Source organism: Pseudomonadota bacterium (assembly GCA_041395565.1).
Classification (GTDB): Bacteria; Pseudomonadota; Gammaproteobacteria; order UBA9214; family UBA9214; genus UBA9214.
The window spans coordinates 86,938-100,261 of the sequence record JAWLAI010000009.1; the positions used below are offsets into that span (position 1 = coordinate 86,938).

The 13,324-nt window shown below is 58.7% G+C and carries 8 protein-coding genes; 2 read left to right on the plus strand and 6 right to left on the minus strand.

Annotation, left to right across the window (positions count from 1 at the left end; genetic code table 11):
- Positions 1-17: 17 nt before the first annotated feature.
- From R3F42_14785 to R3F42_14810, 6 genes are all read right to left on the minus strand, one after another.
- Positions 18-1,673, minus strand: a complete 1,656-nt coding sequence (locus R3F42_14785; GenBank protein ID MEZ5543285.1) for a hypothetical protein — start codon at positions 1,671-1,673, stop codon at positions 18-20.
- A 512-nt stretch (positions 1,674-2,185) separates the two neighbouring features.
- Positions 2,186-3,553: a sigma 54-interacting transcriptional regulator gene (locus tag R3F42_14790; GenBank protein MEZ5543286.1), complete on the minus strand. Its 1,368-nt coding sequence runs from the start codon at positions 3,551-3,553 to the stop codon at positions 2,186-2,188.
- Entirely contained in the window at positions 3,540-4,082 is a 543-nt protein-coding gene (locus R3F42_14795; protein MEZ5543287.1) for a hypothetical protein, read from the minus strand. The genes R3F42_14790 and R3F42_14795 overlap by 14 nt, the downstream gene beginning before the upstream one ends.
- Positions 4,079-5,458, minus strand: coding sequence for a HAMP domain-containing sensor histidine kinase (locus R3F42_14800; GenBank protein MEZ5543288.1), 1,380 nt, complete (start codon positions 5,456-5,458; stop codon positions 4,079-4,081). Before R3F42_14800 ends, R3F42_14795 begins: the two co-directional genes overlap by 4 nt.
- 370 nt (positions 5,459-5,828) lie before the next feature.
- A complete protein-coding gene (locus R3F42_14805; GenBank protein ID MEZ5543289.1) occupies positions 5,829-7,547 on the minus strand; it encodes a putative Ig domain-containing protein in 1,719 nt (572 codons plus the stop codon).
- Positions 7,548-7,844: 297 nt separating this feature from the next.
- Positions 7,845-9,323, minus strand: a complete 1,479-nt coding sequence (locus R3F42_14810) for a TIGR03013 family PEP-CTERM/XrtA system glycosyltransferase (protein MEZ5543290.1) — start codon at positions 9,321-9,323, stop codon at positions 7,845-7,847.
- A gap of 737 nt (positions 9,324-10,060) precedes the next feature.
- Between R3F42_14810 and asnB the strand changes: the two genes are divergently transcribed.
- On the plus strand, positions 10,061-11,881 hold the full coding sequence (asnB, locus tag R3F42_14815) for an asparagine synthase (glutamine-hydrolyzing) (protein MEZ5543291.1): 1,821 nt from the start codon (positions 10,061-10,063) through the stop codon (positions 11,879-11,881).
- 7 nt (positions 11,882-11,888) lie between these two features.
- On the plus strand, positions 11,889-13,295 hold the full coding sequence (locus R3F42_14820; protein MEZ5543292.1) for an O-antigen ligase family protein: 1,407 nt from the start codon (positions 11,889-11,891) through the stop codon (positions 13,293-13,295).
- Positions 13,296-13,324 lie beyond the last annotated feature (29 nt).

The window sequence follows — 13,324 nt, forward strand, 5'->3', positions numbered from 1 at the left end:
GCCGTACCATGCCCGCATCAGGGCACATTCTTGACCACCTCGGCCGAGTACGCACTCTCCAGGCCGCCGGTATCGTAGGTTGTCATAACCAGGTAATACGTTCCGCTCGCCAGGTTCGCGACCTTGGCGCTGCGCGCCGCGCCATCGGCGATGGTACTGCTGTTCGGATAGTCGCCGCGCCGGTTGCCGTAATAGATGCGGTAGCCGGCGATCGCCGACAGTGTCAGCGGCGTACCGTCACTGCGCGCGACTGGCGCCACCCAGTTTACGGTGAAGCTGCCGGTCGCGGCGGCAGTGCCACCGCTGCTCGCACTACCCGCCGTCGCGGTCGAGCCACTGCTCGTGCCACTGGAACTGCTGCCCGTACCACTGCCCGATGCGGTAGCCGTCCCGCCCGTACCCCCGGTCGCGGCGGTGCCGCCTGTGCCCGTAGTGCTGCCGGAACCCGTAGTGCTGCCGGAGGCCGTGGCGTTCGACCCACCGCCCGAGGTGGCGCCACCGGAAGCCGCCGTGGTCACCCCGGTATCGCCCTGGGCAAAGACGACCTGGTTGATCTGGGTGAGATTGGCGTTCGAGGTACCGGCAACCCTGCTGCTGGCGGTGGCAAGACTGTTCGTGGTGTTCGCCGGCAGCACGCTGGCCACCGCACTTGCCGTGCTGTTACCGGTGAGTGTGCCGACCTTCTGTTCGATGCTCGCAACCGTCGCGCTGCTGTCCAGCACCTGCGCGGCAGCCAGCGCGGTCTCCGCCTGCTGGATCATCGTGCCACTGATCCGCACGCTGCCGCTGAGCTGGGTATCACCGACACCCGCGTGCGTGCTCTTGATCGACTGGTCGATCACGCCCGTGGCAATCACGCCGCCGACCCGCAGATTGTTGCTCATGGCCTCGACCAGCACCTGCGCGGATACCACGTTGGCCACCGCCGATACCGTCGCGTCCGTACCGCTCGCGCCGAGGCCGTCCACGAAACCGTCGACCAGATCCGCCGCCAGGGCCGTCATGACGCTGTTGCCCCCGATGGTCCTGCCGGTCGCCCTGATCAAGTCGCGGGTGCGCCGCACCAGCTCGCCCAGTGACTCGCTGGCCTTGACGAGGTTTGCCTCATTCCCAGCAGTAAGGCTCGATGTGATCGGATTCAGCAGTGTGCTGGAATCCAGCCCGAATCCCAGTCGCTCGACTACGACACTGCGCGCCGTGTTCATGTTGCTGGCCGTCATACCACCCGGCATACGGTCCGCGATGTAGACGATCAATGTACTGAAGGGATTGATATTGGCGATGCGGTCCGAGGTCCGCCGCACCACCGAGACCAGATTGAAATCAGGCGCCTGCCCTGTGACCAGGTCGATGCCACCTTTGGCGACCAGGCGTAACGGATACTGACTGGCCTGCACCTGCAGGTCCTTGCTGTAACTCGCCGCACGGTCGCTGACGACGGTGCCGAGCAAGGCACCACTGGCGTCATAGACGCTGATCGTTGCGCCCGTAACCGGACCGTCGCCGACGCTGCCGCTGATGGTCACATCCAGCGTCGCCGCGCTCGTCCCGCCGCCACTGGCGGTGGTGCCGGTCGCGGTAGCGCCTGTCGACTGTGGCGCCGTCGTGGTATCCGTGACGTTACCGCCGTTACAGCCTCCCAAAGCCGCTGCAAGCAGCAGGAGCAGGAGCACACGGTGAATGCTGTAACGCAACCGCTGCGTCGCGGTTGATGGTAGTGAAAGCATGTCAAACGCCCCGGCTGCACGCCGCCTCGCAATTTTTTGAGGCTACTTGCAAGGACGATGCCAAGCAGATCGCTCCAGTCCGGGCGTTCCGAATCGCCCCGCCGTAGCGAATAAATACTTTTTATATCAATTAGTTGAAAAGGCCGGGTCAGACGGCCCTGATCCGCAGTTACCGAAACACCCCACCCTGCTTCGGGACTGCCTGCTGATCGCGCCGAAGATATCGGCCGCACCCGGAATTATTCATTCTAATTCATGGAGTTGAATCAAACCGGCGGCGCGGTTACACAGCGCCGCATCAGCACGGGCCGCCACCGCCAGCCGGCCGGCTGTCTCCGTACGGATACGTTTATTTTTATCTGCTATCAGATACTTATGCAGATGCCGTGATTGAGTGTCCACAATCGACGACAGCCAAAACCGGCGACGCCACAGCCGTCGGCAACCGGCGTTGGCAATCAGGAACTGACCGACTTGAACTGAGGCGGACTGAGTTGATGCTTGTGCAGGAGCTTGTAGAACTCGGTGCGGTTGCGCTTGGCGATGCGGGCCGCCTGCGCCACGTTACCGTTGGTGATCTGCAGCAACTGGGTGAGATAGTCACGCTCGAACTGGTTACGCGCATCGGCGAAGGAGGGAATATCCGCGGACTCGTTGCGCAGCGCCCGCTGCACCAGACTGGCAGGTATCAGCGGTGTCGTGGACAATGCCACCGACTGCTCGACGACGTTGTACAGCTGGCGGACATTACCCGGCCAGGCGGCGTACAGCATCGCCTCCTGCGCCTCGGGCGAGAATCCGCTGATACCGCGCTTTTGTGCATCCGGAAACTGGCGCAGGAAGTGATTGGCGAGCAGGATGATGTCCTCGCGCCGCTCGGCCAGCGATGGCAGCTCCAGATTGACCACATTGAGCCGGTAATACAGGTCCTCGCGAAAGGTGCTTTCCTCGACGGCCTGCAGCAGGTCCTGGTGCGTGGCGGAGATGATGCGCACGTCCACGTCGACGTTACCGGTCGAGCCGACCGGACGGATGACGCGTTCCTGCAGCGCCCGCAGCAGCTTGACCTGGAAACTGAGCGGCATGTCGCCGATCTCGTCCAGGAACAGCGTGCCGCCCTCGGCGGCACGAAACAAGCCGGGATGGTCGCGGGTGGCGCCGGTGAAGGCCCCCTTGACGTGCCCGAACAACTCCGATTCGAACAGGGTTTCGGGAATGGCGCTGCAGTTGAGCGCCACGAACGGCCGCGCTGCGCGCGGGCTCGCGTTATGGATGGCGCGCGCGAGCAGTTCCTTGCCGGTACCGCTCTGTCCCTGGATCAGGACGCTGGCATCGCTGTCCGCGATCAGGCGTGCCTGGGTGAGCAGGTTCTCCATCAGCGGGCTGCGCGTCACGATCGCGCTGCGCCACGCCTCGGATTCCGCATCCGGCTGGCTGATCGGGACATCACCGGTCAGCTTGAGTGCCCGTTCGACATGCTCGAGCAGTACTTTGCTGTTGAACGGCTTGGTAAGATAGCTGAATACGCCGCGGCTGGTCGCGTCGACGGCATCCGGGATGGTGCCGTGCGCGGTGAGGATCAGCACCGGCAGTCCGGGGTTGCGCTTGTGCACCTGGCCGAACAGCGTGATCCCGTCCATCCCCGACATCTGCAGGTCAGTGATGATCAGCTGCGGACGGAACAGCGGCAGCTGCGCCAGCGCCTGCTCCCCGCTCTCGACCGCGCTAACCGCGTAACCGGCTGCCGACAGGCGCATGGACAGCAGCCGCAGCAGGCTGCTGTCGTCATCTACCAGCAGGATTCTTGGCTTCTCACTGTTGCTCATTTTCGATTACCGCCGGGGCGTCCCGGCTCTGTATGTTCTGTTCAATCGTGGTCAGGGCCTGCAGCTGCTGCTCGAGCTCCTCGATGCGCCGATTCTGCTCGGTCACCTGCTTCCACAGTATACTCAGCTTGCGGGCGGACTGTCCCTGCTCGTCCAGCATTTGCTGCAGCACGACGACCATCTCCCGATCGGCCGCAGCTTCCGGCAGCGGATCAACCTCATCCAGCAGGCGGCGTGCACGCCGGATATCGCGCACCGACTCGCCGCCCAGGGTCATCAGCAGCACCAGGCGCATCCGGTTATCGATGTTGGGCTTTGCGGCAAAGGACCGCTCCCAGTCTTCTAGGATCTGCTGCTGCTGTTCCGGCGATTTGTCCCGCACCCCATGCAGCGCCTCCAGCCAGATGTTGGCACCGGACCTGCCATCCACCACCGGCGCCAGCACGGCGGCGCGATAGGGCTGCAGCTCAGCACATCCGCAGAGGCCTGCCAGCAATGCCAGCAGCACGAACGTCCGTTTCGATATCATGCGGCTTGCTCCAGCGGCAGTATGACGCGCAGACTTGCGCCCTTGCTTTCCGATTTTAGCACGGTGATATTGCCCCCGTGCGCCTGCGCGTACTCCCGCGCGATCGAGAGTCCAAGACCGGTACCGCGCACCGCACCCTTGTCGGCTGGCGCGCCCTGATAGAAGGCCTCGAACACCAGCTCCTGCTCCGCATCCGGTATACCCGGACCGGCATCGGTCACCTTGATGATGGCGTATTTCCGGTCAGCGATCAGCGAAATCTGCAGCTCACCGCCGTCCGGCGAATATTTGATGGCATTGGATACCAGATTATCCACCATGACTCGCAACTTCTCGCGATCGCCCATGAGCCTGACCGGATGCAGGCGAAGTTTCGGCACGACCTGGCGCGCGATCATGGCCATCCGGTGATCGGCCAGCACCTCCTCGATCACCACACCGAGATCCACCTGCTTGCGCACCAGCCCGGCCGAGCGGGAACGCATGATACTGAAATTGAGCAGGTCCTCGATCAGCTTCTGCAGCTGCAGACTGTTGTCATGGAGTATGTCCACGATCTCACGCTGCTGCTCGTTCAGCTCGCCGGCCACCTGTTCACGCATCAGTTCGGCACCCTCGCGGATGGCTGTCAGCGGGGTCTTCAGCTCGTGGGAAATGTGCTGCAGGAATTTCTTCTTGTCCTGCTCCACCTCGAGCAGGCGACTGCGCAGCCAGTCGAGCCGCTCGCCGAGCTGCTGCAGGTCACGCGGGCCGGTGATCTCGGCAGACTCGGAAAACTTGCCGTCGCCCAGCCGGCGGATTGCGTTATCGATCTGGCGGATGGGGCGCGAGATCAGAAAGGCGAAAATACTGGTCAGTATCAGCACGGAAGGCACGAGCGCCACTGCCTGGATGACCAGGGTGCGCTTCACTTTTTCCGATTCGTTCTGCATCTGTTCCACGCCGTGGGTGATCAGGTCCTGATTCTCCAACAGGATCTGCTGCGCCATGCGGCTGAGTTCGATGAACGAAGGCAGGGCATCGTTGGTTTCCGGCGCGTCATGCGGATACGTCAGCAACACGGTATGCAATTCGTCCTCGGCGATGCGCAATTCCTCGAGCAGGTTGCGCTGTCCCGGCGCCAGCTCGAGCGATTCCAGCCCTTTGGCCGTATCCACGAAGCGCGTGTGGTTTTCCTTGTACACCCCGAACAGGACATCATCGCCAAGCACCTGATACTGGCGGGCATTGCGCTCCATGGCCTTGATCGCCTCCATCAGTGTCTGACTGCCCTGGGTGGCGAATACGCTTTGCAGCAGGGCCTGCTGACCGTGCGTCACCAGGCGGTCGACCGAAATGGTTGCCACCACCAGGGCAACGATCAACGGCAGTGCCACCAGTGAAAAGCCGGTCAATATGAGCCGGAGGATGGATTTTGGCTGGAAAAAACTCACGGGAAGAATGTCAGTACGTTGCGTATACCGGATTACACAACTGGAACAATGCGGATCTTGCGGCCGCTCTCCGGCCGCAGGCTGGCGCCAAGTCTAGCAGAACAATCGTATCTGCAGCAGACGCAACGGCCCGATAACCCCACTGTTGCAGGGGATGCTTCTGATCCGGGTGCAGGCTTTGCACCCGCCGCGGGTCGTTGCAGCGGGCACGATGCAGCTACACAGAAGCCGGTTGACTGGAGCGAGTTTCAGGATGACATGCGGACGCGATCGCTGCGAACATGCGCCAACGGCCCGGCGTCACGATGCCCCGTCACTGCACGGTCTTGATCACGGGAGACGACTTGGCGCCCTCCAACCCGTTGCTGTCATAGGTACTGAGCACAACATAGTAGGAACCCAGCGCCAGATCCGTGATTGTAGCCGTCGTGGCCGCTCCGTCAGCGATTTCGACCGTATTGCTGTATGCGCCGGGCGTCGTACCGTAGTAGAGCCGGTAGCCGCCTATTTCTGACAGCGACAGTACCGTGCCATCGGCACGTTGCGTCGGCGCTACCCAGCTCAGTGTCATAATGCCGGTTTGAGCCGGCGCGGCCGTCACCTGGATGGCGAATGCCGCCAGGCTGGTCGTGTCGGTGCCGTCGGTCACCGCGATCCGGATCCCGCTGTAGCTGCCCACGTCTGTCGCGCCCGGCGTACCGCCGAGTCGCCCGGTCGTGTTGCTGAAGCTGGCCCAGGCCGGTTTGCCGCTGATGCTGAAGCTCAGGCTGTCGCCGTCCGCATCGCTCGCCGTGGGCTGGAACTGGTAACTGCTGCCCGCCTGGACCGCACCTGCGGGGCTGCCCCCGATCGCCGGCGGCGTGTTCCCGGCCGAGGTCGGCGGCGGCGGGGTGCTGCCGTCCAGCGCCACCACCTGGTTGATGGCGACCTGATCGGTCGTACTGGCCAGGGCGACCTGGTTTGCGGCGCCGGTCAGGACCAGACCGCCACTGGCCGGGAGCGCTGCGCGCGCTGCGCTCGGCAGGATACCCGGGGCAAGACCGGCGACACCGGTCGCCAATGTCTTTACCTCGGTGCCGGCATCGAGCACCTGCGCCGCAGCCAGCGCAATACGGGTCTGCTCGATCAGCTGGCCGGTAACTGTCACACTCTCGGTCAGCTGTGCAGTCGTAATATCGGGCCTGGCGATGGCGATGGCCTGGTCGATGGTGGAGGTCGCGACAACACCTCCGATGCGCAGTCTGTTGGTGAGGGTTTCTACCAGCACCTGCGCGGATACCACGTTGGCAACGGATGCCGTAAGTGCGTCCGCAGCGGCACCGCCCTGGCCGTCGACACTGCCGTCGACCAGATCGGCTGCCAGCGCTGCCATCACCGTGTCGCCGCTGACCGTACCACCGCTCGCCATGATCGCGTCGCGGGTACGCCTGATTGCCTCTCCCAGCGCCTCACTCGCCTTGACCAGATTCGCGGCGTTGGCCGATGTTATCTCGGCAGTGATCGGATCGGGCACGGCAGTTGCGTCGAGGCCGAAGCCCAGTTCACGCATGACGATAATGCGCGCTGCCTCGACATTGTTGCTGCTGAGCCCGCCGGGCGCCCGCTCGGCAAGCATGACGATGAGCGTGCTGAACGGATTGATGTTGACCTGCCTGTCGGACGGATTCCGCATGACCGAGGACATCTCGAAGTCGGGTGCCGCACCCGTCACCAGGTCGGTACCCCCGCTGACCACCAGGCGCAGCGGGTACTGGTTACCCTTCACTTTCAGTGTGGACCTGAAACTTGCGGAACTGTCGCTGGTCATGCTTCCCAGGACCTCGCCGCTGTTGCTGTAGACCGTGATCGTGGCACCGATCACCGGACCGTCACCGACACTCCCGCTGATCACGACATCCGCCCCGACAACAGACACGGATTGCGCAGGCGCATTCTCATCGAGCACCTCCAGGCACCCTGCCAGGGGCAGCGTGAGCAACACCCCCAGCATCGACCACTTGAGGAAGCTCCATGTCTTGTGCCATGCCGTCATACGCGCAATCTCCATGCGCCCGGCCAGACTGGCCGGGCAAGGCAATAGATACCGGGAAAACCCTTGAAGTATCTTGGGAGAATTCAGGCGTGGCGGGCGTGTCTGTTGCCACAGCGACGCTGTGCCTCAGATCACAAAACCGGATTAATATCAGGAGAATGCCGTCCCCGACAGTACAGCTGCCAGGGACTGGGGGATACAGCAGGGTTATGGCTGCAGGCAGCCCGGCGATGGATTCAGCCGCGGAGGTCCGGCGCGCGCAGTCAGGCCGCTGGCTGCCAGCGGAGAATCAGCAGGCTAGCGCGCACCCTTGCCCAACAGCACCACTTCGGCCGTCTGCAGGAGCACGAGCGCATCGAGCAGGATGCTGTAGTTCTTGACGTAATAGAGGTCGTACTGCAGCTTCTCCAGCCCGTCTTCCTCGGAAGCCCCGTAGGAATAGCGTATCTGCGCCCAGCCGCTGAGACCCGGTTTGACGCGATGCCGCTCGTTGTAATAGGGAATCTTCTCGGCCAGGCGCTGCACGAACTCCGGCCGTTCCGGCCGCGGGCCGACGAAACTCATGTCGCCGCGGAGGACGTTGAAGAGCTGCGGAATCTCGTCGATGCGAAACTTACGCAGCAGCGCACCGACGCGGGTGATGCGGGAGTCGTTCTTCGTGGCCCAGCGCGCCACGCCGTCCTGCTCCGCGTTGACCAGCATGCTGCGGAACTTGTAGATCTGGAAGGGAAGGCCGTTCTCACCCACCCGGGTCTGGGTGTAGAACACCGATGCCTTGCCCCGGCTCTCGATCAGCAGCGCGAACATGACGAGCAGCGTGATCGGTGCGACGATCGGCGCCAGCATCAGCACGGCGGCGATGTCGAACAGCCGTTTCCACATACGCCGGAAGTGGCTGACCCGGAAACCGCTGGACAGGAAGATCCAGCTCGGCTGTACGATGTCCAGGCGCACCTTGCCGGTATGCCGCTCGAAGAAGGTGGGCAGGTCGACGACTTCCACGCCGCCCATCTTGCAGTCCAGCAGATCGTGCACCGGCAGCCCCTTGCGGCGATCGTCCATGGCCAGCACGATCACATCGACGTTCTTTTCGGCGACATACTTCGCCAGCGCACCCTGGGTATTCACCAGGCTGAGGCTCTTGGCCTGCTCGTGATCTCCTGGTACCGGCATGTAGCTGATGATATTCAGCCCGTCGAGTTCGCCCGCCGACTGCGATTGCTTGACGAGCCCGGCGCTCCTGCCGTCACCCAGTATCAGCACACGCAGGCGCAGATCGTAGGTTCTCATGATGTTCATGAACGCCAGCCGTACGGCCATGATGCTGACAAAGCTCACGAAGACGGCCAGTGCCAGCGCGCCGCGGCCGAGGAAGAACGTCGGCACGATGTAGTAGGTCAGACTCAGAATGACCAGGCCGGCCACCAGGCTGCTGGCGATGCGCACGGCCAGCTCGCTGAGCGACTTTTGCGACTGGCGTTGATAGGCACCGAAGGCGATCAGACTGGAAAGCATGATCGCCGCATAGACGAAGGCGCTGTGTGTGTACGAACTGACCGCCTCGTGCCAGGGCATGTCAAACAGGCGCAATTCGATACCGACATAGAACGAAGCGAACAGGACGATCAGCTCGATCACGCCCAGGAGGACAAACTCGGTGGGTATGTGATGCCGGAATACCTCGGTGGAGTGCGAGAAGAAACGTACGTTCCCCTTGTGCGAGGTGCGCTCCTGCCGCCCCGCCTCGTCACGGGATCGAGGTGTGTTATCTGGCATTTGATCTATTCCGCAATATTTTGAAAAATGTCAAAATTGCTCATGCCGGATGGCAATCCAAATATACTTATCTATTTGTATTTTAAATAGATTAGTGGCGTCAGTCAGGAGCCGCCGTGAAACCTTGGCGAGTTCGTATATTGCTTTGCGCCTGGAAAGTGGCAATAAGTCTCTTCAATATATCCGAAACGGGGAAATAAACAATTCAGACAAAAGTATTAGAGAACCAGTATCCCCGTTTCAGAAATCTGTTTCCAAGTCACCCAACCATGTGCGCAGACTGCCGAGGACCAAAGGTACCGCTTGCATACCAGACGAAGAACGCATGACGCATCAACTGAGGTACAGCCTTGCTTGTTTTACGACGCAACTATCGGCTGCAGTTTGAAATTTCCTTAGGAGATGGCCATTGATTTGCATTCACCACGTACAGCCACACAACCTGCGGTATATGCTCTGGAGTATCACCCCGCAAATTACGGTACCATGCGCGCAGCGGGCAATACTCGCGCCAACATCACTACAGACAGCAAATCAATCCGAATCAGTTCACAGCCTTGCTATCGGATCACCGAACATGCAACTTACTGCTCAGTCACGATTGCGCGTTAACCTCTGCCCGTCCATACGACGGTCTCCCCTACTGACCTCTTCTCTGCCCGCGACAGCCGTGCATGGTATGCCATTTATGACCATCACAACTAGACAACAAATAGTGTAAAGGATTCTGACATTAAATGTGCGGAATAGCTGGCATTGTCACTCAGGATGTTTCAAGGTATCAATCAGCTCTGGACGGCATGGTTGCCGCGCTCAACCATCGCGGCCCTGATGGCCATGGAAAGCTTCTGTTTCAAAATTGTGGCCTCGGGCACACGCGACTGGCAATTATAGATCTTGCAACCGGGCAACAGCCAATGCCAAGCAGCGATAGATCAGTCGCTGTGACATTCAATGGTGAGATCTATGGTTTCAGGGATATCCGCAGAAACCTGAAAGAATATCCATTTCAAACCACCTCTGACACCGAGGTAATACTGGCATTGTACGATAGGTACGGGGACACGATGATGTCTCACCTGCCAGGGATGTTTGCTTTTGCAATCTGGGATGATAAGCGCCAGCAATTGCTCTGCGGCAGGGACCGGTTTGGGGAAAAGCCGCTTTACTACGCACAAACCCCAGATGACACCTTTGTTTTCGCCTCGGAGATCAAGGCCATCCTTGCTTCCGGACTAATAGCGCCGGAGATAGACCAGGCTGGACTAGTGCGCTATTTGCGACGCGGTTATCCATACTCGGATGGTTCCATTTACCGCAACATTCAGGCTGTTCCGCCTGCGCACATGCTGATACTACGAGAGGGTAAGGTCAGCATTCAGCCTTATTGGCAATTACCTCCAACGGAAACCCGTTACTCGTTATCGGAAGCAGCTGAAAGGTTCCACCACCTGTTTGACCAGGCTGTAAGCCGCCAGTTGGTTTCCGACGTTCCTGTTGGCGCATTTTTAAGCGGTGGACTAGATTCCACAACCGTCGTCTGCTCGGCAAGCCGTGTGAAACCGGACTTGAAGACATTCTCCTTCGACTTCCTTGGTAGCCACAGTGAAATCGAGTTCGCCCGCACAGTCGCGGCTGCGCGTTCCACGGACCATGTAGAACTGAGCGCCGATGCAGTACCGGTCGCCGACTTACTACTGAAAATGCAGGATGTGTATGATGAGCCGTTTTATGACTCATCGAATATCGCCACTTATCTCCTCTGCGAGCTTGCGAGCAAGCACACGAAGGTCGCACTGACTGGTGACGGCGCAGACGAGCTGCTTGGCGGATACCCTTGGTACCAATACTATCCAACCACTGCAGGACGCCATGATCATCTTTTCCTACGGTGGACCGCAGCGCGCATCATGGCGCGCGCCGCACGAATTTTACAGACGAAAAGCGCGCACCGACTTGAAACCAGGAATATTCGACTCCAGCTGCAGTATCGATACCCTTCTGCACTAACCGCACACCAGAACACCATGTCGATAATATGCGATCGCGAGTTATTATCATTCGGTATCACGCCACAACCATCGCGCCATTATGTATCTGCAGACTGTGCAGAAAGCCCGGCTGATGCCGCACTCCGCGACGATGTTACCGACTACATGCCGAGCGACATCCTGATCAAAACCGATCGCGCTGCCATGGCGCATGGACTCGAACTGAGAGCTCCATTCCTCGATACCGAACTCGCACAGTTTTGCATCTCATTACCAGCCAGCTTCAAGATCTCTGACTCATCTGACAAGATATTACTTCGCACCGCATTTGCGCAAGAATGGCCAGCATCAATCAGAAACCGGCAGAAGCAAGGATTTGGTGCACCAATATTGTCATGGCTTGCAAGAGACGACATGAAGGCGCTTGCGGCGACTCTCCTATATAGCAGCAACTCAAGACTCTATGACTTCCTCGACTACAACGGCACCAGGAACTTTTTGAGCAAATCCTCGGATATTCAGACATGGCAGCTCATCAACCTGGCCGCTTGGCTGCAAAGGCATTGATGATGTGATGAAATCGTTCAACGAAAGATCTCAACAAGCCGCGATGCAATCTCGACATCACAGCAATACCCCTTACATGGAGGCAAGCAACAACACCAGCAACGGCTACCCCAAAACAAACGCTGCAGTATTTTTCGCGTTTTTAACATACATCATTTATATCTACCTGGAAGTTGGCTATCGCATCCCATTTTTAGGAGAAATTCGCTTTCAAATGATTCTAGGGGCGCTGCTGGTTCTGACTGCCCTGCCAATACAGTTGTCCAAAAAGGAAAAAGCCAAATCCGGAATCTTTGGCTGGACAGCGCTGCTAATTTTTTTAATGACATTGATGACTTTTTTGTCAGCCGACGTTTCACACTCAAGCACTGTATATTTCGATCGCGTCATCAAGTTTTCCATGTTTGCGCTCATGATCGCAGCGTTTGTAAATAACCCAAGGGAATTGAAATGGTTTATTGCGGCGTTTCTACTTGCATGCATGAAAATGGGACAAGAGGGATTCGTGGGAACAATTACGGGTTCGATGATCTGGGAGAACCAGGGCATTCCCAGGCTTTGGGGTTCTACCCCTATATATTTTCACCCCAACTCCTACTCAGGCATGGCAGTAGGCACCCTCCCGTTTGTTTTATACATGTATCCGTTAGTATCAAAATGGTTCAAGCTGGCACTGCTCGCATTGGCCGCTCTCGCGGCAAACATCATTATTTTTACTGGCTCGCGGACCGGCTATGTTGCAGTAGCATTTGGCGTCGGCCTAATAATTAAACGATCCAAGAACTCCTGGAAAACCCTCTTCTGGATAGCCGCGATCTCAATCGCTCTGATTCCAGCAATTCCGCATGATTATTTGGACAGATTTGACTCAATATTTACACTTCATGAAAAGGAAGGCAAATCCTCAGAAACGCGGATACAAATCATCAAAGACGCTTGGGAGGTTTTTAAGGAAAACCCCCTGGGTATCGGCGTAGGGGCATTTCCGATCGTAAGATCACAGAAATTCGGCAGAAGCCAGGATACGCATAACCTCTATTTGGAAGTCGCCACCAACCTTGGTATACAAGGGCTGATAACTTTTCTAGGATTTATATACGTATTACAAAAATCTCTCAACACCCTGCAATCGAACATCGAGACACAGATCAAGCGACTAAAGGAAGTAATGGATCGAGAAAACGCGAATGATAACCCAACATACCTGGAGCATGTGGCGGATCTCAAATGGATGAATGCCACTGCCCAGGCGGTTTACATGTTCATTTTCCTCAGATTGGTATTAGGCTTGTTCGGAATGGATCTCTACGAGATATATTGGTGGTTCGCACTTGGTCTGACTGCGGCCTTACTCAACATGGAACTGCATGCTCGGAAAAGAACAGAATTGCTAACCGCGAAATTGCAGGCTTGAGATAAGCACAGCACAGTCGACTCCAACCC

What these genes read in the sequence shown, in the direction of transcription:
- R3F42_14795 (MEZ5543287.1), bottom strand. Translation starts at nt 4,082, where the DNA reads ATGATATCGAAACGGACGTTCGTGCTGCTGGCATTGCTGGCAGGCCTC.
- R3F42_14805 (MEZ5543289.1), bottom strand. Translation starts at nt 7,547, where the DNA reads ATGACGGCATGGCACAAGACATGGAGCTTCCTCAAGTGGTCGATGCTG.
- R3F42_14790 (MEZ5543286.1), bottom strand. Translation starts at nt 3,553, where the DNA reads ATGAGCAACAGTGAGAAGCCAAGAATCCTGCTGGTAGATGACGACAGC.
- R3F42_14810 (MEZ5543290.1), bottom strand. Translation starts at nt 9,323, where the DNA reads ATGCCAGATAACACACCTCGATCCCGTGACGAGGCGGGGCGGCAGGAG.
- R3F42_14820 (MEZ5543292.1), top strand. Translation starts at nt 11,889, where the DNA reads ATGAAATCGTTCAACGAAAGATCTCAACAAGCCGCGATGCAATCTCGA.
- asnB (MEZ5543291.1), top strand. Translation starts at nt 10,061, where the DNA reads ATGTGCGGAATAGCTGGCATTGTCACTCAGGATGTTTCAAGGTATCAA.